This is a genomic window from Acinetobacter sp. 1542444 (genome assembly GCF_000581835.1).
Classification (GTDB): Bacteria; Pseudomonadota; Gammaproteobacteria; order Pseudomonadales; family Moraxellaceae; genus Acinetobacter; species Acinetobacter pittii.
In genome coordinates this window covers 150,888-172,972 of sequence record NZ_JEYA01000007.1, presented here as the reverse complement: position 1 = coordinate 172,972, position 22,085 = coordinate 150,888, and the positions used below count along the sequence as shown (strand labels likewise).

Genomic DNA, 22,085 nt, shown 5'->3' with positions numbered 1-22,085 from the left:
ATTATGCATCCGAATTTTGGTTACGTTGCTTCTCAAGGAAGAATGTATCAATGAGTAGCAAAATCGTACCTAGAGTGATGGCACTGTCCGCAATATTAAAAGCTGGAAAGTGATGATTTTGGTAATAAACATGAATGAAATCGACCACATAACCTAGGGTAATACGGTCAATTAAATTGCCTAAAGCTCCACCTAAAATTAAAGCGATGGCTACAGGTAGCACCACCATTTTTTTAGGCATACGCATTAACCAAAATACAAAAAGTACTGAAACTAAGCCCGCCAAAGATGTGAAGAAATAGCGCTGCCATCCTCCTGCATCAGATAAAAAGCTAAAAGCTGCACCATAGTTATGTAATAGTGTCCAGTTTAAAAATGGAAGTACAGGTACAGGATCTGCATAGTTTAGATGTGTACTCGCAATCCATTTTGTCCATTGATCCAATACAATGGCAAGGACTGAAAGTCCAAGCCAAATCAGATTATGTGGATAAAACTGGAATAAGCCTTTTTTAGCTTGTGAATTAGGCATATTTTCTCACTTCGCCACGACCAGTGACGTTCACAATACAACGACCACATAAACCAGGATGATCGGCATGTGTATTTACATCTGGAAGAACGTGCCAGCAACGTGCACATTTTTCACCTTCAGCTGCAGATATTTGTACACGTAAGCCTTCCATTTCAGTTGCTTCACCTTGCTCAGCAAATGGATGTACTACTACTTGCGAAGTAATAAGAACAAAACGGAGTTCATCAGCCAGTTGGTTTAAAACTGTTTGTAATGATTCACTTGCCCAAAGTTCAACTTTGGCTGAAAGATTACTGCCGACAAGTTTAGCGTTACGCGCTGCTTCAATCTGTTTATTTACTGCAGATTTTACGCTAATCAATGTTTGCCAATCTTCTTCAGAAAGCAAGTTTGCTTTTGATGAAACAGGTAAGTCATACCATTCTGAAGTAAATACATACTTTTCAGTTTGTTCTGGAATCAATGGCCAAGCTTCTTGAGCCGTAAAGCTTAAGATTGGGCTCATCCAACGGATAAATGCTTGAACAATATGATAAAGCGCTGTTTGTGCAGAACGACGTGCCTGAGAATCCGCTTTAGTGGTGTATTGACGGTCTTTGATAATATCTAGGTAGAAACCACCTAAGTCATTAATACAGAAGCTTGTTAACGCACTACACACCACATGGAAGTTCATTTCTTCATAGGCAGTGATAATGGTTTGTTGTACTTCATTCGCACGCTGTAAGATGTATTGATCTAGAGCGATAAGGTCATCTACGTCCAGAGCATCAGTACTTGGTTTGAAACCATTTAGGTTCGCAAGCAAGAAGCGTAGGGTATTACGAATACGGCGATAGCTATCACTTACACGGCTAAAGATTTCTTTCGATGCTGCGATTTCATAACGGTAGTCGCTAGACGCTACATATAGTCGTAAACCATCTGCACCAAGCTGTTTGATGATTTCTTCAAGCGGGATATAGTTGCCTAAAGATTTCGACAATTTACGACCGTTTTCGTCCACTGTAAAACCATGAGTTAACAAGGCTTTATATGGCGCACGATTGTGAATTGCCATAGATGTTAATAAAGAAGATTGGAACCAGCCACGGTGTTGGTCTGAACCCTCTAAATATAAGTCAGCAGGGCTTTCTAATTCATCACGTTGCTCAAGTACAGCGTAATGCGTTGTACCAGAGTCGAACCATACATCGAGTGTATCGCGAACAGCGTTATATTGTTCAGCATCTTCACCGATGAAGTCTTTTGCTTCACGTTTGAACCATGCTTCGATGCCTTCTTCTTCGATCAGTTGAGCAACTTCTTCGATGAGTTCAGGTGTACGCGGGTGTAATTCGTTCGTATCTTTATGAACGAAGAATGGAATTGGAACACCCCAAGTACGTTGACGTGAAATACACCAGTCCGGACGGCCTTCGATCATTGATTCAATACGGTTTTTACCCCAGTTCGGTACAAACTCGATATCATTTTCAATGGCATTAAGCGCACCTTCACGTAAACCTTTTTGGTCCATGCTAATGAACCATTGTGGTGTAGCACGGAAAATAATAGGAGTCTTATGGCGCCAGCAGTGTGGGTAGCTGTGTTTAATTGGTTGATGAGCCCATAAACGGCCTACAGCACCTAAAGCTTCGATAATCTTTGGATTGGCTTTATAGATGTGCTCACCAGCATAGATTGGAGCAGTTGGAAGATAAACACCGTTACCACCCACTGGGTTATCTACTTTAAGGTTGTATTGAAGACCTACTTTATAGTCGTCTGCACCATGGCCAGGTGCTGTATGTACGGCACCTGTACCGCTTGTTGCAATAACGTGCTCGCCTAAAATAACTGGAACTTGACGATCAGTTAGTAAAGGATGTTGTAGGGTAAGGTTTTCAAGAGCCGAACCAGTAAAATCAGCTAAAACAAATGGGTTTTCAAGCTTGTAACGCTCAATCGCTGAAGCAACTAGGTCTTTAGCAAGAATGAAGTTTTGCTTACCGCGCTCAGTTGTCACTTGTACCAATTGATATTCAATTTCGGCATGCAACGCAACGGCCTGGTTAGCTGGTAATGTCCAAGGTGTAGTGGTCCAGATCACGATATCTGTTGGATCTTGAACTTCTACGTTTAAGCGAGCACTTAAATCTTTTAGATCGACAACGCCAAAACCAACATCAATTGCGTCAGATTTTTTATCTTCGTATTCAACTTCTGCTTCAGCAAGAGCTGAACCACAGTCCATACACCAGTTCACTGGCTTTAAACCTGGCTGGATATGGCCATTTTTCTGGATGAGACCTAGAGCACGAACGATATCGGCTTCTTGTTTGTAATTCATGGTGAGATAAGGATTATCCCAATCACCTAAAATACCAAGACGTTTAAAGTCAGTACGTTGTAAATCAATTTGTTTTAGCGCGTATTCACGGCAAAGTTTACGGAAAGTTGCTGCGTCAACTTTTTCGCCCACTTTACCTACTTTCTCTTCAACTTTTAGTTCGATTGGTAAGCCATGACAGTCCCAACCCGGAACATATGGTGCATCAAAACCTGAAAGCGTACGGCTTTTTACAATAACGTCTTTGAGTACTTTATTGACTGCGTGGCCTAAGTGAATTGTACCGTTCGCATATGGAGGGCCATCATGCAAAATATATTTTTTCTTGCCAATACGCGATGCACGAATCTGCTGATAAATGTTGTCGGTATACCACTCTTCTAACCATTTCACTTCACGTACTGCCAAATTTGCTTTCATTGCAAATTGAGTATCCGGCAGGTTTAGCGTGGCTTTGTAGTCCACTGCATTCTCAGGAGTTTGCTTATCGCTCATGCAAGTTTTCTTCCAGTTTAATCAGCTTGGGAGCTGACATGTTTTACAATCAAAATTCGAATTAAAAAGGAAATTGTGTCGTGTCGTTACGGTATTGTCGTAACTGTTGCACGTCATTATCAATTCCAGCCTTAAGTGCTTCAAGCGAAGGGTAGTTCAATTCACCATGAAGATAGTGAAGAAAAGTCACCCGCATAAATAAGCCATACAGATTAGCAGAAACATCAGGGAAATGTACTTCTAATCTCCATTCTGGATGTTCTTGCTGAATGGCGGGACGTGTACCGACATGACCTGCGCCATAGAGGCTATTTTCATGATATCCGGCAATTCCCGGTTTCTCTGGTGTTTCTTGGCGCACTTTTTCAGTGAGTGAAGTTGTTTCGCAAATGACTTCAACGCCATAAATACCGTTTAAACAAGGTTTGTGGCGGTTGAGACGAACATTAATGGTTGGAAAATCAAGAGTTCGTCCAATTTGATCGCCATATTGGACACGTCCAGTAATACTGTACGGACGGCCTAATAATTTAGCTGCTAAAGCGAGATTACCCACTTGAAGTACTTGGCGAATACGAGTTGAACTGACACGTTCACCTTCAAGTTCAATCGTATGTAAATTTGTGACTTGGAAGCCATAATCTTTTAAAAATTCACTGTTGCCTTGACGGTCTTTACCGAAATGAAAGTCATCCCCCAAAACTAATGACTGGGCATTTAATTTATTTTTTAATAAATCTGCGAAGGCTGATGCGCTCATGCTACGGAAATGTTCATCAAATTTAGCAACCGCAATATAGTCAACGCCAAGCTCGGCTAGGTATTCAACTTTTTCCCGTAATGAATTAATACGAGGAGGTGCATCGTAACCTTTAAAGAACTCAAGAGGTTGTGGCTCAAAAATCATGACCAGTGTTTTTAAGCCTTGTGCTGCAGCAATGTTTTTGAGTTGAGCAATCATCGCTTGGTGGCCTAAATGGACACCATCAAAATTACCAATAGTCACCGCTGTTGGAGGTAACTGAAAATTGGGCGATAACGCATTGAGACGAAGCAGTTTCATGAACTTAAAATATGGCTATTTTTGCAAGGGCTATATATTGCCATAATCTCACAGATTCGTCTTGTTGTTGTGTTTTTACTCAGTTATTTTTCAAAATGAATATCTTTATATTTAAAATATTGATGAATTAAATAAAAATAAATCAATTTTTCTTATTAGTGGTTTGCTCTACTATGTCTTTATCCACTCTTTGATTAGAGAACTAAGATGAAAAAACCCCTTTACCAATTAAATCAAAGCAAAGATGTTATACGACATTTTACCCCAAATTGGTTTACAGCGACTATGGGTACTGGCGTGGTGAGTATGATTTTAATCCAGCTACCATTTGCTCAATCATTTTTATTCACGCTAGCAACTTTGTTATGGCAATTTAATATTATTTTGTTCAGTGTTTTTTCAGTTCTTTATTTATTGCGGTTGTTTCTTTTCCCTCATGAAGCGAAGCAAATATTTAATCATCCAAATATGAGCTTGTTTTTAGGGGCTATCCCGATGGGGCTTGCAACGATATTAAATGGTTTTTTAAGCTTCGGTGTCGGGCTTTACGGTGAAGTGACAATCCATATTGCTCAAGCTTTATGGTACATCGATGTCTTTTTAGCACTGGTCATTGCGTGGATTGTACCATTTTGCATGTTTAGCCGTCAGAACCATCAGCTACATACGATGACTGCAATCTGGCTTTTACCTGTGGTTGCTTGTGAAGTAGCAGCAAGTTCTGCCGGCATGTTGGTTGCACATTTACCAGCAGATATGCATAGCTTTCATTTATTAATGGCTGGCTATGTACTTTGGGGAATCTCTGTTTTACCAGCATTCGCTATTCTGACAATTTTAATGCTGCGTATGGCTTTGCATCAGCTACCTGAAAAAGAAGTCGCTATTTCTAGCTGGCTCTCTTTAGGCCCGATTGGTACAGGTGCATTAGGTTTATTGTTATTAGGGCAGCAGGCACAAAGAGTGGCGCCAAATGTAGGATTTGACCAATTTGCGAATATCTTTCAAGCTTTAGGAGTTGTAGGTAGTCTCGTGCTTTTAGGTTTTGGGTTATGGTGGCTTGGTCTTGCGATTTTAACAACGCTTCGTCACGCAAAGACAGGTATTCCATTTAACTTGGGCTGGTGGGGCTTAACCTTTCCATTAGGTGTATTTATTCTCGCACTATTTAATTTAGGACATCAGGTTGAAATTGTATTCTTACAATACGTTGCTGTCGCATTGAGTATTCTGTTATTGACGATGTGGGGCGTTGTAATGAAGAAAACGCTAGCAGGAGCATATAGTGGTCAACTGTTTTTTTCTCCATGCTTAATCGCTTTACAACAAAAAGTGCAGTAATGATGAAAAGGTGCAAAAAGCTTTTGCACCTGATTTATACTTATTTTCTAACTTATTTAATTTTGATTTGAGCTTTTTGAATGAACACTGATATTGCTTTAATTATGGCACTTCCTAATGAATCTAAGGGTTTATTTGAACAAGCAGGTGTTGAAGTCCATTACAGTGGTATTGGTAAGATTAATGCTGCCTTTAAAGCATTTGAAGTTATTCAAAAAACAGGATGCAAAACTCTAATTAATTTAGGTACAGCGGGAAGCTCTGCATTTAATCGACATGATTTAGTCGAAGTAAAAACTTTTGTACAACGGGATATGGATGTTTCACCCCTAGGTTTTGAAGTAGGTGTAACGCCGTTAGATGATCATTTGGCGGCAGAGATTCATCTTCAACCACATTTTATTGATTTGCCAAAAGCAGTATGTGGAACAGGTGATTCATTTGAAACAGGTCAGCCAAAAGTAGCTTGTGATGTGGTTGATATGGAAGGCTATGCTTTAGCTAAAGTGTGCCATAAGTTAGGTGTACGATTAATTTCTGTGAAGTATATTACTGATGGGGCAGATGACACTGCACATTTGGATTGGGAAGAAAATTTATTGTTAGGCGCTCAGAAACTCCTAGCTCTTTATCAAAACCATTTCTAAAAAAAGATCGGCAAATTTGCCGATCTTTTTTTGTTTTAACGAGGCAATACGCCGTATAGCATCATATGTACCGTATGCTCAATCGAACGCTGAAACATACTGCGGTTACGAAGCGTTTTACCAGTCACCATTTCCATTTGAGTTGCAAAATCTGCATAGTTTTGCGTAAGGCCCCAAATATTTAAGATTAATAATTCCGGGTCGATATCTGGGGAAATCTTTCCTTCTTCTTGCCAAGTCTGAATGACTTTAGCTTTGCGTTTAAATAGCTTTTTCAAAGGCCCTTTCAGTATAGGCAAAATATGTGGAGCGCCTTGAATAATTTCTAGTGCAAACAATCTAGATGCTTTCGGTTGGCTACGAGACAGTTCGATTTTTTGAATTAAATAGTGAGATAAGGCTTCGGCTGGTTCTAATTCAGCTTCTAAAGTTTGTAAGGGGGCCAACCATTTTTGTAAAACGGTTGTGAGCACTTCTACATATAAAGACTCTTTATTTTCATAGTAATAGAAAATATTCGACTTATGCATGTCGGCGAGTTGGGCAATTTCATCCAGACTTGCTCCACTGAACCCATAGACTGAAAATACGTCAAGGGCCGCAGCAAGAAGCTGATTGCGCTTTTGGGTACTCTTTTTTTGTTCCATCTGCTGCATAATTAAAAAAATAATATTCCCATTGTAAGGGAAATTGTTTGATTTGTGCACAGGTGTCTTGCTTTTTTAATCAAAAAACAGCTAGTTATTTGCGTAATAGATATACTATTGTGCAAAAAATAGAGAGATTCACTAGTTTATTGTTATTCTTAAAAATATTTTTTAAATTTCGCCCTAAAAAAGAGCAATAAAACAGCAGTTTTATTGCTCGTAAATTGGGCATTTTTCGGCTGAGATATTCTCATTACTCATCACAACCTTAAGTTGCCAAAACCGCATCGAGTACTTGTTGCTCAAGCTGAGCAAAAGTAATGCTTTTTTTACGCGGGCGTGGCAAATTGACTTGGAAACTTTGAGCAATCTGACCCTTATCTAATAAGATAATACGGTCAGCCAATTGCACTGCTTCGCTCACATCGTGTGTGACCAAAATTGCAGTAAAGCCTTGCTCCTTCCACAAGTGCTCAATCAAGCTTTGCATCTCAAGACGAGTTAACGCGTCTAATGCACCCAAAGGTTCATCTAACAATAAAATACGGGGAGTATGTGATAGTGCACGGGCTAGGGCAGTACGCTGACGTTGACCACCTGAAAGCTGGGAAGGCCATTGTCCCGCTTTTTCTTTTAAACCTACTTTTTCTAGTAATTCTTCTGCTAAAGCATGTTGCGATTTTGGTAGCCCAAGTTGAACATTTTGAAGAATATTTCTCCAAGGAAGTAAACGAGGATCTTGGAACATTACTCGAATATCATCGTTCGTAATGCCTTCACGTAAATGCCGGGCAGATTTAAATTTGATTTCCCCAAAGCTGGCTTTTTCAAGTTGAGCAATTAAACGGAGTAACGTACTTTTGCCACAACCACTTCGACCAACAATTGCTAAAAACTCACCCGGCTGGATGTGTAGGTCAAGATCTTCGAGGACCTTTACCTCGCCATAGAATTTATAAAGTTGTTCAATCAGAATCTCTGCACCCAATATCGGTTCTTGAGATTCTATTGGTTCTTCCGGAATGAGCTGCACTTCATTCTGATTAATATTTAAATTCAGATTTGTCATGTTCTAAGCTCCCTTATTTCTGATATCCAGAGTGCCAACGTAGTAAATAGCGTTCCAAAAGCTGTGCTAAAACATCTGCCAGTTTGCCTAGTAAGGCGTACAGAAGAATACCAACCAGAACTACATCCGTTTGTAAAAACTCACGTGCATTCATGGTCATATAACCGATACCTGCTTGAGCTGAAATGGTTTCAGCAACAATGAGTAATACCCAAACCAAACCCAAAGCAAAGCGTAGACCAACTAAAATAGAAGGCATCGCACCTGGCAAAATAATTTCTTTGTAGAGCTGCCAACGTGAAAGTCCGTAGCTTTTACCCATCTCAATCAATTGAGGGTCAACTGATCGAATACCGTGATAGGTATTAATATAAATCGGGAAGAAAACACCTACTGCGACTAAAAATAATTTCGCTGTTTCATCAATACCGAACCACAAGATGACGAGTGGGATAAGTGCTAAGGCTGGGATGTTACGAATCATTTGTAAGGTCGTATCGAGCAGGGTAGAGGCGAAACGCGAAGACCCGTTGAGTAGGCCTAATAACAAACCTAAACCGCCGCCTATCAGAAGGCCAAGCAGTGCACGACCAGCACTGACTTTAACGTGCTGCCAGAGTTCGCCACTCACCAGTAGATGCCAAAAAGCGGAAACTACAGCAGTAGGTGCGGGTAAAATACGGCTTTCTAAAAGACCCGAACTTGAGGCAATTTGCCAAACAACCAATAGAAGAATAGGGAAAATCCAAGGCAGCAAACGCTGCCCGATTTGTTTTGTTCCACGTGAAACAACACTTTCAGCTTTGCTCATGCAGGCTCCTTGACGGAACTATTTTGCTTCTTCTCGTCTGGAACATAATTGTTGGCAATAATTTCACCGAAGGGACCGGTTAAATTGGGCTGAGCAAGTTTAGCGCGAGTTTCAATTGGTAATAACGGGAATACTAACTCTGCAAAACGAATTGATTCTTCAAGGTGTGGATAGCCTGAGAAAATGAAAGTATCAATACCTAAATCAGCATATTCCTGAATACGAGCAGCAACTGTTTCAGGATCGCCTACAAGTGCTGTACCTGCACCACCACGAACTAAACCAATACCAGCCCAAAGGTTTGGAGATACTTCTAGTTTGTCTCGATTACCGCCGTGGAGAGCCGCCATACGTTGTTGGCCTACAGAGTCCATTTGTGCAAATTTTTTCTGTGCGGCAGCAATAGTCGCATCATCAAGATATTGGATAAGCTCGTTCGCTGCTGCCCAAGCTTGTTCGTTGGTTTCACGAACAATCACATGCAAGCGAATACCATAAGTTAATTTACGGCCTTTAGCCTCAGCTTTGGCACGAACATGTTCGATCTTTTGTTTTACGGCTTCAGGTGGTTCACCCCACGTAAGGTAAGTATCGACTTGCTCAGCAGCCAAATCGACAGCGACGTCTGAAGAGCCACCGAACCAAAGTGGTGGGTAAGGCTTTTGAACAGGTGGGTAAAGTAGTTTTGCATCATCCACTTGTAAACGTTCACCGTGGAATGTAAAAGCTTCACCTGTATGTGAGCGTGTCAAAATCTCACGCCAGATTTTTACGTATTCATTGGCAGTTTGATAACGCGTTGAGTGATCTTCATATAAGCCATCACCGCGTAATTCAGCCTCATCACCACCAGTCACTAAGTTGAGTAACACACGGCCATTCGACAAACGGTCAAACGTTGCAGCCATACGTGCTGCCAAAGCTGGTGTGGTTACCCCTGGTCGTAATGCAACTAAAAATTTAAGGTGTTGAGTTGCATCAATTAGGCTAGCCGCCGTAATCCACGGGTCTTCACATGAACGACCTGTTGGAATAAGTACACCTTCATAACCTAAATTATCTACTGCCACAGCAATTTGCTTCATATAGGCATGGTCAACCTGACGAGCGCCTTTACTTGTACCTAAATAGCGACTATCACCGTGGGTAGGAATAAACCAGAAAATTTTCATGTGCATTACCTATATATCTATTGAAATTACTTGGCGCCCCAAACAGCTTGTTTAATGCTGATTGGTTTTGGAATGATGCCTTGTTGAGTAAAAATGTCTGCGAGTTGCTGCTGCTCAGCAATCACTTTACTGCTGAGTGGAGCTGCTGATGAAGGACGAGGACGGCGTTTAATAAATAAGTCACTGGTCGCAGGCTTCAGTCCTGTGCTTTGGCCAATGGCTGTTGCCGTTTCTGCTTGATGGCTTTGAACCCATTTGTCAGCTTGATTGATTTGTTTGATGAGCCCTGAAACAGATTTAGGATGTTGTTTAACAAAATTTGGAGCTGCTAAATAAAATGTATAGTTCGGGCTTAAGCCTTTACCCGATGCAAGAACACGAGCTTGATCTTCTAGTTGTGCTGAAGCGAAGTAAGGGTCCCAAATGGCCCATGCATCAACGGCACCTTTTTGAAATGCTGCGCGAGCATCGGCAGGGGTAAGCCAGATGGGGGTAATATCGCTCCAGTTTAGGCCTGCTTTACGTACAGCTTGCACAAGTAAGTAATGTGAGCTCGAACCTTTTTGCAGTGCAATGCGTTTACCTTTAAGGTCTTTTAGCTGTTTGAGCTGTGAGTTTTTAGGAACCAAAATTGCCGATGCCAATGGTTTAGCCGCTTCATAAGCAATATAATATAAAGACTTGCCAGCCGCTTGAGCATAGACAGGAGGTGTATCTCCAGTAACGCCTACATCAAGCGAACCGACAGCTAAAGCTTCTAAAATTTGTGGACCGGCAGGGAACTCATTCCAAGTAATTTTTGCATTTGGGAATTCTTGCTCAAATAGCTTTTGCTGTTTGGCAATTGCAAAGTTAATCGAGCTTTTTTGAAAACCAATACGAAGTTCTTTCACAGTTGGGTCAATTGCCCAAGCTGGTGCTGTGATTGTTAAGCCTAATACAGTAATTGCACTGATGCGCTTAACCAATTGTGTCCACTGACTCTTAATAAATAATGACTGATGTTGCATATTGATATCCTTGTTCCCCTTGAGGTCAGGCACAGCATTTATATGATTATTTAAGCCGTGCCCAAGCTAGGTTTATTTCAGTTTTAAAATGGCATCTTGAATGGTGAGTTTGTTTGGAATGAGCTTTTGTGCATAAAAAGCATCAGCCACTTGTTGTTGTTCTTGTGCCACCTTGTCAGAGATTGGCTGAACTCCAAAACCCATACGTGAAATGGAAGTTTTGAGTACATCAAACTCAAGTGCGGTAGGTTTTTCGAGTAACTTGGCAGCTTCATCCTGATGTGAACTTACCCACTCAGTGGTCTGGTTAAGTGTCTGTACAACAGTGTTGAGTACTTTCGGATTATTTTCTGCAAATTTACGGTCAGCTAAATAGAACTGATGATTACTCACCAAGTTTTCGCCTGTTGCTAAAACTCGGGCCTGAATTTGATGTTCAGCCGCTGCAAAGAACGGGTCCCAAATCACCCATGCATCGACAGCACCTTTTTCAAAGGCAGCACGTGCGTCTGATGGCGGCAAATAAACTGGTTGAATATCACTTAAGCTTAAGTTGTTGGCTTCTAAAACTTTTAACAATAGATAATGAACATTCGAGCCTTTGTTAAGAGCAACACGTTTGCCTTTTAAATCTTTAATAGATTGGATTGGAGAGTCTTTTTGTACCAATAGTGCTTCAGCTTTTGGCGCAGCAGGTTGGTTTGCGACATAGACTAAATTTGGATTGGCAGCCTGAGCAAAGATCGGTGGTGCTTCACCTGCTTCACCGAGTGAAACACTTCCTACGTTTAAGCCTTCAAGCAATTGAGGGCCAGCAGGGAACTCAACCCATTTCACTTGCACGCCTTGTTCTTTTAATGCTTTTTCTAAGTCACCACGAGCCTTTAAAATAGGAAGAATCCCATATTTTTGATAGCCGATATTTAAGGTTGTGGTGGCTTGTTCCTCTTTTTTGGCACAACCACTTAACATCATCACTCCTGCAAGGCTGGCCGCGATGACTGAATATTTTGCCCATGAAGTGGTGTTGAAAAGTGCCATGAGATTTCGTACTCCCCGAAAGAGAAAAAGAAAAAAATAATTGGATGAGCAGATACCCTAAATGGATTTTTATTTCAGAAAAAATAAGTATTCGGTCTTTATTTATGCAAAAAAAAGCTAAACACAATAGGCTATAAACTTATGCGAAAAAAAGATTTATCTAATAGAAATATATTTAATGAATTTTGATTAAGTTGATGTAAATAAAATAAAAAATATTAAAACCTTAAAAAATTTAGATTTAAAAAAAAGTACAACCATAAATTAATCGTGTTTACGGTTGTACTTTTTGAACTAAGCTTATCTGAAATAAGAATATCTTAAAATTAGCAAAGTCTAAGGAAGCAGTTTCTTAAAGACTAAAGAATTTCTTTGATAGTTATAGAGTGCCTGACGAGCATTTGGTAAGTCATCAACACTCACCTGATGGAAACCGTGCTCTAAGAACCAGTGGGCGGTACGGGTGGTTAAAACAAATAATTGACGAATACCTTGTTCTTTTGCCTTTTCTTCAAGGAATTGCAAAATCTGGCTACCACGGTTCGATTTACGATAACTTGGGTGTACTGCGACGCAGGCAATTTCTGCTGAACGTGTTTCATTAAATTCGGTTGGAATTGGATAAAGTGCAGCACACGCTAGAATCGTACCATCGCGCTCAATAACAGCGAACTGGCTAATCTCTTGCTCTAAACGTTCACGCGAACGATAAACTAAGATACCTTCTTCTTCTAATGGACGTAATAAATTCATTAAACCGCCCACATCTTGAATGTTGGCCATGCGAACTTCTTCATAATGCGCATCGGTAATCATGGTACCGATACCATCTCGAGTAAATAACTCTTCGAGAAGGGCGCCATCATAGGCATAAGAAATAAGATGAACGCGGTGTACGCCTGATAAAGATGCTTTTTTTGCCTGTTGCAAATGCAAGGTGAGTGTTGGGCTAATGGTTTGGTATTGTTGAATATAGTAGTCCAGTTGATGTGGGCTTAATTCACGTAATATTTGCTCATCTTCATTCAGCAATCCTTGTTGCTCACCTAGAAAAATGAGTTTATCTGCTTTTAAATAAGTTGCTGTTTTAGTTGCAACTTCTTCAGCTCTTAAGTTGAAAACCTCGCCTGTGGTGGAGTAACCCGTTGGCCCTAGCAGTACAATATTATGGTTGTCGAGGTGTCGATCAATCGCATCTGTATCAATAGAACGAACTTCACCTGTAAGCTGGAAATCCATGCCATCACGAATGCCATAAGGTTTAGCAGTCACAAAATTACCTGATACCACATCTATGCGAGCGCCGTACATTGGCGAGTTTGCTAAGCCCATAGAAAGCAATGCTTCTATTTCTAGGCGGATAGAACCTACAGCACTCATGACACAGCTTAAAGATTCACGTGTAGTAATACGGCTGTTGTCATAAAAAGGAGTTTCGATTCCTTTTTCTTTAAGATTTTGATTAATTTGCGGACGCGCACCGTACACGAGAATTAAGCGAATACCAAGAGAGTGCAATAAAGCAATGTCGTGAATGATATGTTCGAAATTAGGATGACGGACTGCTTCACCACCAAACATCAACACAAATGTTTTATCGCGGTGAGCATTAATGTAGGGCGCTGAGTGTCGAAACCAGTGTACATAATGCTGGGTGTTATTATGCGACTTACTTACAGGCTTACTTGACATACCGATCTCGAATCAACAGCAAAAAGATATAAAGATGATTCTAAACAAAAAAGATTAAAGCCGCATGTTTTCGATAAAAAAACACCCAAATTGAAATTTGGGTGCTTAAAAAGTTTTAAATTAGTAAACCACTCTAATGATTTTATGACTTTGTTCATTCACCAGTACATAATTTCCATTCACTTTATACCATTTTTGGTAACGACCTGGTTTAGTCAATTTTTGATGTTGACGATAGTCGATCACGTAACGTGAATGTCGATACTCATGCGGCACAATCTGACCTACTCGCCATGCATTGTGATGATCATCTTTTTTAATCACTTTAACTGTTTTTACTTCATGGTTTTGGTAATTGCCATGATGATTATGATCGTTTGGTGCTGCCATGGCTGTTGTTGCAACTAAACCACTAAGAGAAAGAACAATCGCTGTTGTTAATTTTTTCATTGTAAACCTCGAATGATGAGCTGAATTTCAATAACTAAAGATTAGTGAACAATTGCAGATAAATCGTGGAGGCCAAGAAGAATAAATGTGAAAACTCTCTATGAAATAAGAAGAAATTAAGAAAATTCATCATTTAAGAATATAAAAAATATTTTTATATTTAAGTTAGATAAGCAATAAAAAAGGATAAAACCCAGAGGCTTTATCCTTTTTATTCAGCGATAGCGAGGGTCTATCGCCTTAAAAACCACGAATACTCACAATGCTATTAGAATCTGTGTCGACTAAAATATAGTCATTGTTGATTTTATACCACTGCTGATTACGGCCTGGTTTTGGCAAGTTACTGTCTTTATAGTCGACTTTATAGCCATTACCACGATAGTGCTGTGGCATAACATAGCCAGGCTGCCAGCGATGTTGTTTTAAGCGTTCAAAGCCACGCTCTTCGCGCATACGGCGTTCGTCACGGATACGATCTTCATCATGATCACGTCCAAATCCTGGCCCACGATCATTCCACTCACCACGTGGACCTCCACCTTTAGGACCTTTGGGGCCATGGCCTCGGTCAAAAGGAGGATCAGCAAAGCTCGCCATACTGGTGGTTAGTACGGTTATGCAAAGGGCTAAGATGGTGAACAACTTTTTCATGATGCATCCTCGTTTACATCTGATGTCTCTCATGTTGAATACTCTACGCGCAAAATGCAGAGAAACTGTGAAGATCATTTAATGGTTCAATTAAAATTACGGATAGATCAAGGGTTTTTATCAATAATAAAAAAGGCTTGTATATCTTTTCAGGTATAGGCAAGCCAGATTTGATGATTGGCCGTAATTTAATTTAGCTTTTCATCTTTAACTTTTTAATCCTGTGCATCAATACTTTGACCATTGAGTGCCAAGCTGTCTTCACCCATTAAATAGAGGTAAGCAGGCAAGATTGACTCAGGTGTAGGTAGTGTCTTCGGATCTTCTTGTGGGTAGGCTTTCGCACGCATTGCAGTACGTGTTGCGCCTGGGTTAATGCAATTAAAGCGAATATTTGGATAAGTATTTTCCGCTGCAAAAATTTTACTCACTGCTTCAATTGCAATTTTTGAGACAGAATATGCGCCCCATAAAGCTCGTGCTTCACGGCCTACACCTGAGCTGGTAAATACAACAGAGGCGTTTTCTGACTTTTGCAAAAGTGGTAATAGAGCTTGAGTGAGGGCAAACGGAGCACGTAGGTTAACTGCCATCACGTCATCCCATACTTCTGTTGGGTAATGTGCTAGCTCTACACGTTCACCTAAAATACCCGCATTATGCAAAATACCGTCTAGACGTCCAAACTGCTTTTCGAGCGTATCGACTAAAAAGTCATAATCACGGTCAGAGGCACTTGAAAGCTGTAGTGGTAAAATCGCAGGTTGCGGTGCACCTAGACTCTCAATTTCATCATAAATAACTTCAAGTTTATTTAAGGTTCTACCATGTAGGACAACGGTTGCACCATGTAGGGCATAACTTAGAGCCGCAGCTCGCCCAATTCCATCACCAGCACCGGTAATTAAAATAATTCGATCTTTGAGTAGATCCGGACGAGGTTGGTATTCTGAATATTTCATTGGTAAACCTCCTTCTTTTTATATTGATAAAACGAATAACCTTTAAAAAAGTCTATAAAACTCTGATGTTAACTTATCATACGCTGATTATCATGTAGAGCAGGAAGCTTTTGACGTAACATATCGTGTAATTCTGTCACTGTATTTACAATCGAATCGGCCTGCCAAGCGGTTAAATCATCACGGTGTTCGATAGGTAAATAGCCATAAGCTGCCAAGATGGTATACATATCGGCATTGCGACCAGCATCAATATCACGAGGGTGGTCACCCACATAAATAATTTCATCTGCTGGGATATTTAACTGTTTAGCAGCCAAATACATTGGTTCAGGATCTGGTTTGGTTTTACTGACATCTTCAGGGCATACCAGAACCGCACAGCGTTCTGTTAGATTTAACTTTTCTAAAAGAGATTCACTTAATCCGCGTGGTTTGTTGGTCACAATACCCCACGGGATTTGCGCAGCTTCTAACTCTTCTAGAAGTGGATACATGCCTTCAAACAGATCTGTATCAACCACAATATTATTGCCGTACAGATCTAAAAAGTTTTGACGATGTGCCAAGAATATTGGGTTGGCCACATCTAGCTCTGGATAGACCAATTTCACCATCGCACGTGCTCCTTCAGACACCTGAGTGCGAATAAGATCGGCTTCTACAACAGGGCGTCTTGCATCACGGCACATTTGCTGAATAATACGAATGAAATCCGCAGCTGTATCGATAAGCGTACCGTCTAAATCAAATAAAACAGCTTTCATCATGCACCTGTATGAATCGTATGAACCATATAGTTAACGTCAACATTTGGCGCTAACCAGTAATGCTTGGTCAGTGGGTTGTAATGTAGTCCAGTCATTTCTTTTAACGTAAGACCTGCATTACGAATATCATGTGCCATTTCAGATGGTCGAATAAATTTATGATAATCATGCGTACCTTTTGGCAACATGCGTAGGACGTACTCTGCACCAATAATGGCAAATAAATAAGATTTTGGGTTACGGTTAATGGTCGAGAAGAACACATGGCCGCCCGGTTTAACCAGAGCCTGACAAGCTTTTACAATAGATGCTGGATCTGGAACGTGTTCCATCATTTCCATACAAGTCACCACGTCATATTGACCAGCCTGTTCTTGTGCTAATTCCTCTACAGGAATTTGACGATATTCAATATTTTGAACATTTTCTTGCTGAGCATGTAAACGGCCGACAGCTAGAGGTGCTTCACCCATATCGATACCTAATACATCTGCGCCACGACGTGCCATGCTTTCGGCCAAAATACCGCCACCACAGCCGACATCAAGTACTTTTTTACCAGCAAGACCGCCTGCACGTTCATCAATCCAGTTTAGACGTAGTGGATTGATTTGATGAAGTGGGCGAAATTCAGAATGTTGATCCCACCATTTGGCAGCAAGTGCTTCAAACTTTGCGATTTCTTGTAAATCAACATTCAATTGCGACATGGTGCTACCTCTAAACTTGAGTTATCTTTTTGGATGTAGTTCGCCGTTAGTGTAGCGATTATTGGGAAAAAAGCGATAAACCCAATAAAAAACTTCACAGAAGCAAAACGAATTTAGCATATTTGTTTTATATTTAGGGCATAAGCTAATGCATAACAACTTAGAGGAAAAGCTGTAGCAATGAAAAAATTGGTTTTGGGTGGTTTGAGTGCAGCAATTATGGCCGTATCGGGTGGTGCAATGGCAGCAGATTTTGTTGCTGGTAAAGACTACACCGTGATTGCCAATCCAGGCAAAGTGGAAGTTCCGGGGAAAATCGAAGTTCGAGAGTTCTTTTGGTATGGATGCCCACACTGTTTCAAACTTGAACCGCATATGCAAACGTGGTTAAAGCAGATTCCTAAAGATGTACGTTTTGTACGTACACCAGCTGCAATGAATAAAATGTGGGAACAAGGGGCGCGTACGTATTATACATCTGAGGCATTAGGTGTACGTAAACGCACGCATTTACCACTATTCCATGCGATTCAGGTGAACGGTCAACAAATTTTTGATCAGGCTTCTGCTGCGAAATTCTTTACTCGTTATGGCGTACCTGAGCAGAAATTTAATAGTACTTACAACTCGTTTGCAGTAACTGCGAAAGTTGCCGAGTCAAATAAACTTGCTCAACAGTACCAATTAACAGGCGTACCTGCAGTTGTCGTGAATGGTAAATATGTTGTGCAGGGTGAAGATGGTAAAGTCACTCAAGTTCTTAATTATTTAATTGAGAAAGAACGTAAAGCAAAATAAGTTGTTTAGGCTTTACTTCAAAAAAATGGGCTTCATGTGAAGCCCATTTTTATATTTAATTTATCGTTAATTATCACGAAATAATTCAATTAATTTTGCTGATTTTCATCTTCAATCTGAAAATTTAAAACATCAAAATTAGCTGTTTGAGTCGGCAGTGATAATGCCTGATTAATATATAAATTAATTAATTTTTGGCGAGAACCAATCGAACGCTGATAATAAGTAGAATTTAAAAGCAGTGATGCACCATAAGTCAGTGACCAGATATAAGACAAATAATCACGAATCGACATATCATAATTCAATGATTTTAAATAATTTTCGGTAATATCTTTAATTGCCAAAATACGCTGTTGGCGAATTTCATAAAGCTCTTCGAAAAGATGCTTCAACTTAGACTCTGTCATCGTCAGATTTTCTTCAAGTTGATGCAATAGAATCGTTTTCCCTGGTGCAAGTAAATGATGAAGCATGTAATGAGGAGCATATTCTTTGAAATCTGTATTATATTTTTTAGAAATTTCTAAAATTTGCTTTTCATTTTGAATAATGAGCTCAAGTAGAAGCTCATTTTTACTTCTAAAATGCTTATAAAGTGTGCCTTTAGCAATATCTAGCTCGGCCACTAACTCATCTAGAGTAATTTCCTGATTGTTTTCTAATAACAACTTTTCTGCCACGCTCAGAATTTTTTCTTTACGCATCAAAAACTGTGTATGACGATCAAGATTCATAGGTATTCCCACACCAGTTTGGCCTAACTAATAGTTTACTTCCTGTAAAAAAGAAAAAGACTTTTCTCGAAATTTTTAGCCTTTTTCTTTCTCTCTTTACGTATTACCACATAACCTGTTTTTTGTCATTTGCCGCTTCTATCGTTCCCAGTTTGCAATCCCTCTAAACAGTAAACGAACTTGTGTAGAAGCATTTTCAATAAAGGCTATTTGTTGCAGCTTGAGCTGTTCACCTTGATATTGTTTCGATAGGTTGAGCCACGTCATTGCCCATGTAAATGACATATTAGTCAAAATGGTAGATAAGACATTTAAGTCTTGAGGATTTTGAATATGTTTAAAATTTTCGAGTTTAGTAAGATCAGTTGTTAGATCTTCAATCAGAAATTCAATTTCTCTGGCAATTGCTGCACGGACTGTTTCTGAGCCACCCCAACGTTCAGCAATCATAAATTGCCATTGCTTAGGGCTATGATTTACCGCCTGCACAAATAGCTCAATACTGGTCTGGGTTTTAGCAGATTTATGTTGTAAATAACTTTGTCCAAGTTGATGTAAGACGCTTTTTAAATGTAAGGCAACTTGATCGACCAGTTCCTTGCCGAGTTCGTCCATGTCCTGAAAATGACGGTAGAACGCTGTCGGTACTAAACCTACTTCACGTGCAACTTCACGCAAACTGATACTACTGAACGAACGCCCAGACGTGCTTAGATGCAAGGCTGCATCGAGAAGTGCCTGACGACTTTGCTGTTTTCGTTCATCCCGTATCGACATTAAAAGAACCTATTTAAACCGTGAGCCAAAGTCTAACAAAAAAGAGCAAACTTTCATAAAAAAAATAGTGAACAAGTGTTGACTGAGTGAACAGTTATAAATATAGTGTACATATGTTCACTATACGAACATGTGTTCACTCAAATAAATAGCCAGATACAAAAGAGGAACGTATGAACGCAACACTTAGTTATCAGCCACATTGGGTTCGAGAAGATTTCGTTGATTTTGTCTTGCAGAAAATTAACGTGACTTGGGCGTGGAAAAGGGTACTTGCAGAAGTTACTGCAGTTCAGCCACTTCATACCGATATGGTGCTTATCAAGCTTAAACCGAATCGTAATTTTAATTTCGATCAGGTTCGAGCGGGTCAAAGTATTTTGCTGACTTTGCTTATCGATGGCGTTTACCAACAACGTAGTTACTCGATTATTGAAGTGACCCCTCAAGGTGAAATTGCTTTAGGCATTAAAGTCCAAGGCTTGGTGTCTCGTGCAGCTCAACTATTACATGTGGGTGAGTGTGTTGAGATTTCACAGCCACAAGGTGATTTTATTTTGCACCAAGGTCAGCATCCTGCGATTTTGATTGCGTCAGGAAGCGGTATAACTGCAATTTATTCACTCTTGCAGCAAGCTTTAAAACAGCAACTTGAACAAATTCATCTCATTTATTTTAATCGTGCGGAAATTTTTCATACTGAATTAAAAGCTTTGGCAGAACAGCACCCGCAGCTTCAATATCACTTTTTTAATACCACCGAGCAAAAGCAGCATTTAACTGAAAGCTTACTGCAAAAGCTGGTTCCAGATTTCGAGCAAACAGCAACTTATGTTTGTGGTCATCATGGCATGATGCAGCAAGCCAATGAAATTTATGCACAAAAAGGTGCTCAGTCGCAGCTTTATCAAGAGTATTTTCAGCCACTTCAAGTGACTGGTACACATGTAGCACAGCCTGTTATTTTCCGCCGTGCTCAACACGAGTTTTTAGCTGAAACAAATTTACTGAGCAGTGCAGAACAAGCTGGTTTACGCCCACAACATGGTTGCCGTATGGGTGTCTGCAATAAATGCAGCTGTACCAAGGTAAGCGGAGTTACTCAAAATCTATTAACTGGTGAAATTGAAGATCAACCGAACCGCCCAATTAAACTATGCGTGAGCCAGGCATTAAGCCCAGTCACAATTGATCTATAAAAAGAATTAAAGAGGATTAACCCTATGAATATGGCATTAGAATTTTCTACTGTTTCTAAATCTGCTCATTTAACACCTGAACAGACTGAAGAGTTTGGTCGCCGTGTTGAGCAGATTCGTCAAGACGTTATGCAAAGTCTTGGTGAGCAAGATGCAAAATATATCTACAAAGTACGTAATTTTGTTCGATATACCGAAATCGCATCGCGTGGCATGTTGATGTTTGGTGGTTGGATTTCGCCAGTCTGGCTACTAGGCACAGGCTTATTAGGTATTTCTAAAATTGTAGAAAACATGGAACTTGGTCATAACGTCATGCACGGTCAGTTTGACTGGTTAAATGAACCAAGCCTGAACGGTAATACTTACGATTGGGATACCATTGCATCGGGTGATGACTGGCGTGAAACACATAACTATGTGCACCACACCTATACCAATATTGTCGGTAAAGACCATGATGTCGGTTATGGTATTTTGCGAGTAAGTGATCAACAGAAGTGGGAACCCCGCCACCTGTTTAATATTCCTCTAGGTCTACAGTTAATGTTTTTCTTTGAGTGGTATGTAGGCGTGCAAAACTTACATCTTGAAGATGCATTAGTTTATAAAACCAAGAGCTGGAAACAGGTTTGGAAAGATTCGGCTAAAGTCCGTAAAAAAGCCACGCGCCAAGTCTTAAAAGACTATGTGTTTTTCCCTGTGATCTCTGGCCCTATGTTTTTACCAGTTTTTGCAGGAAATGTAGTTGCGAATATTATTCGTAACTTGTGGTCATCTGCGGTGATTTTTAATGGTCACTTTACTGAAGATGCAGAAACATTTGAGCCTGATAATACAGACACTGAAACTAAGGCAGAGTGGTACTTACGCCAGATTCGTGGTTCAAGTAATTTTAGTGGTACAGAATGGCTACATTTTATGAGTGGTAACTTAAGCCATCAGATTGAGCATCATTTATTTCCAGATATGCCAGCTAACCGCTATAAAGAAGTAGCACCGAAAATTAAGGCACTTTGCGCTGAATATGGCATTAATTACAACGAAGCGAACTTTATGCGTCAGTTCTGGAGTGTATGGGTACGTTTAGCGAAATGTTCACTGCCAAACCATACCACAGGAAAAGTGATGCAGACATTAGAAAAGTTAAAAGCAAAATTTAAATTTGCATAA

Annotated in this window: 22 protein-coding genes; 5 read left to right on the top strand and 17 right to left on the bottom strand. The window is 40.1% G+C overall.

All coding sequences use genetic code 11. The features are described 5' to 3' along the window. Position 1: 1 nt before the first annotated feature. From lspA to ribF, 3 genes are all read right to left on the bottom strand, one after another. Entirely contained in the window at positions 2-532 is a 531-nt protein-coding gene (lspA, locus tag J580_RS21280; protein WP_005804840.1) for a signal peptidase II, read from the bottom strand. After that, positions 525-3,362: an isoleucine--tRNA ligase gene (gene ileS / locus J580_RS21275; protein WP_032005781.1), complete on the bottom strand. Its 2,838-nt coding sequence runs from the start codon at positions 3,360-3,362 to the stop codon at positions 525-527. Before ileS ends, lspA begins: the two co-directional genes overlap by 8 nt. A gap of 61 nt (positions 3,363-3,423) precedes the next feature. Further along, positions 3,424-4,425: a bifunctional riboflavin kinase/FAD synthetase gene (gene ribF, locus J580_RS21270; protein ID WP_032005779.1), complete on the bottom strand. Its 1,002-nt coding sequence runs from the start codon at positions 4,423-4,425 to the stop codon at positions 3,424-3,426. A gap of 207 nt (positions 4,426-4,632) precedes the next feature. Here ribF and J580_RS21265 point away from each other — a divergent pair, with 207 nt between their 5' ends. Next, on the top strand, positions 4,633-5,766 hold the full coding sequence (locus J580_RS21265; protein ID WP_032005777.1) for a TDT family transporter: 1,134 nt from the start codon (positions 4,633-4,635) through the stop codon (positions 5,764-5,766). An 80-nt stretch (positions 5,767-5,846) separates the two neighbouring features. Next, entirely contained in the window at positions 5,847-6,413 is a 567-nt protein-coding gene (locus tag J580_RS21260) for a 5'-methylthioadenosine/S-adenosylhomocysteine nucleosidase (RefSeq protein WP_002120771.1), read from the top strand. Positions 6,414-6,448: 35 nt separating this feature from the next. Here the strand turns inward: J580_RS21260 and J580_RS21255 are convergent, their stop codons facing one another. The 12 genes from J580_RS21255 to ubiG all read right to left on the bottom strand — a co-directional run bounded on the left by J580_RS21255 (position 6,449) and on the right by ubiG (position 17,401). Further along, a complete protein-coding gene (locus J580_RS21255) occupies positions 6,449-7,069 on the bottom strand; it encodes a TetR/AcrR family transcriptional regulator (protein WP_005071782.1) in 621 nt (206 codons plus the stop codon). A 259-nt stretch (positions 7,070-7,328) separates the two neighbouring features. Beyond that, positions 7,329-8,129 (bottom strand): ABC transporter ATP-binding protein, encoded by an 801-nt coding sequence (locus J580_RS21250; protein ID WP_032005775.1) that lies wholly within the window; start codon positions 8,127-8,129, stop codon positions 7,329-7,331. Between the two features lie 13 nt (positions 8,130-8,142). Next, on the bottom strand, positions 8,143-8,940 hold the full coding sequence (gene ssuC, locus J580_RS21245; protein ID WP_002120785.1) for an aliphatic sulfonate ABC transporter permease SsuC: 798 nt from the start codon (positions 8,938-8,940) through the stop codon (positions 8,143-8,145). Then, positions 8,937-10,112 carry an FMNH2-dependent alkanesulfonate monooxygenase gene (ssuD, locus tag J580_RS21240; RefSeq protein ID WP_005071784.1) on the bottom strand — a complete coding sequence of 392 codons (1,176 nt, stop codon included), beginning with the start codon at positions 10,110-10,112 and terminating at the stop codon, positions 8,937-8,939. Before ssuD ends, ssuC begins: the two co-directional genes overlap by 4 nt. Before the next feature lie 26 nt (positions 10,113-10,138). Then, the gene (locus J580_RS21235; RefSeq protein ID WP_032005772.1) at positions 10,139-11,122 is read right to left on the bottom strand and encodes a sulfonate ABC transporter substrate-binding protein; all 984 of its coding nucleotides are present in this window, start codon (positions 11,120-11,122) and stop codon (positions 10,139-10,141) included. A gap of 72 nt (positions 11,123-11,194) precedes the next feature. Continuing rightward, the gene (locus tag J580_RS21230; protein ID WP_005804832.1) at positions 11,195-12,163 is read right to left on the bottom strand and encodes a sulfonate ABC transporter substrate-binding protein; all 969 of its coding nucleotides are present in this window, start codon (positions 12,161-12,163) and stop codon (positions 11,195-11,197) included. Positions 12,164-12,499: 336 nt separating this feature from the next. Then, on the bottom strand, positions 12,500-13,855 hold the full coding sequence (argA, locus tag J580_RS21225) for an amino-acid N-acetyltransferase (RefSeq protein ID WP_016802669.1): 1,356 nt from the start codon (positions 13,853-13,855) through the stop codon (positions 12,500-12,502). A gap of 120 nt (positions 13,856-13,975) precedes the next feature. Further along, positions 13,976-14,305: an RcnB family protein gene (locus tag J580_RS21220; protein WP_032005770.1), complete on the bottom strand. Its 330-nt coding sequence runs from the start codon at positions 14,303-14,305 to the stop codon at positions 13,976-13,978. Positions 14,306-14,545: 240 nt separating this feature from the next. Then, on the bottom strand, positions 14,546-14,959 hold the full coding sequence (locus J580_RS21215; RefSeq protein ID WP_009387402.1) for an RcnB family protein: 414 nt from the start codon (positions 14,957-14,959) through the stop codon (positions 14,546-14,548). 215 nt (positions 14,960-15,174) lie between these two features. Beyond that, positions 15,175-15,921: a YciK family oxidoreductase gene (locus tag J580_RS21210; protein WP_002120710.1), complete on the bottom strand. Its 747-nt coding sequence runs from the start codon at positions 15,919-15,921 to the stop codon at positions 15,175-15,177. Positions 15,922-15,989: 68 nt separating this feature from the next. Continuing rightward, entirely contained in the window at positions 15,990-16,691 is a 702-nt protein-coding gene (locus J580_RS21205; protein ID WP_081403746.1) for an HAD family hydrolase, read from the bottom strand. Further along, positions 16,688-17,401, bottom strand: coding sequence for a bifunctional 2-polyprenyl-6-hydroxyphenol methylase/3-demethylubiquinol 3-O-methyltransferase UbiG (gene ubiG, locus J580_RS21200; protein WP_032005766.1), 714 nt, complete (start codon positions 17,399-17,401; stop codon positions 16,688-16,690). Before ubiG ends, J580_RS21205 begins: the two co-directional genes overlap by 4 nt. Positions 17,402-17,581: 180 nt before the next feature. On the opposite strand from ubiG, the gene J580_RS21195 reads away from it, so the two are divergent. Beyond that, positions 17,582-18,199, top strand: a complete 618-nt coding sequence (locus J580_RS21195; protein ID WP_005804825.1) for a thiol:disulfide interchange protein DsbA/DsbL — start codon at positions 17,582-17,584, stop codon at positions 18,197-18,199. A gap of 89 nt (positions 18,200-18,288) precedes the next feature. On the opposite strand, the gene J580_RS21190 is transcribed toward J580_RS21195, so the two are convergent. Together J580_RS21190 and J580_RS21185 are read right to left on the bottom strand one after the other, a co-directional pair. Beyond that, positions 18,289-18,936, bottom strand: coding sequence for a TetR/AcrR family transcriptional regulator (locus J580_RS21190; RefSeq protein ID WP_002120773.1), 648 nt, complete (start codon positions 18,934-18,936; stop codon positions 18,289-18,291). A 138-nt stretch (positions 18,937-19,074) separates the two neighbouring features. Next, positions 19,075-19,713 (bottom strand): TetR family transcriptional regulator, encoded by a 639-nt coding sequence (locus tag J580_RS21185; RefSeq protein ID WP_000027531.1) that lies wholly within the window; start codon positions 19,711-19,713, stop codon positions 19,075-19,077. A gap of 173 nt (positions 19,714-19,886) precedes the next feature. On the opposite strand from J580_RS21185, the gene J580_RS21180 reads away from it, so the two are divergent. Both J580_RS21180 and J580_RS21175 read left to right on the top strand, forming a co-directional pair. Then, on the top strand, positions 19,887-20,912 hold the full coding sequence (locus J580_RS21180) for a ferredoxin reductase (RefSeq protein WP_032005764.1): 1,026 nt from the start codon (positions 19,887-19,889) through the stop codon (positions 20,910-20,912). Between the two features lie 30 nt (positions 20,913-20,942). Next, positions 20,943-22,085: a fatty acid desaturase family protein gene (locus J580_RS21175; RefSeq protein ID WP_081403752.1), complete on the top strand. Its 1,143-nt coding sequence runs from the start codon at positions 20,943-20,945 to the stop codon at positions 22,083-22,085.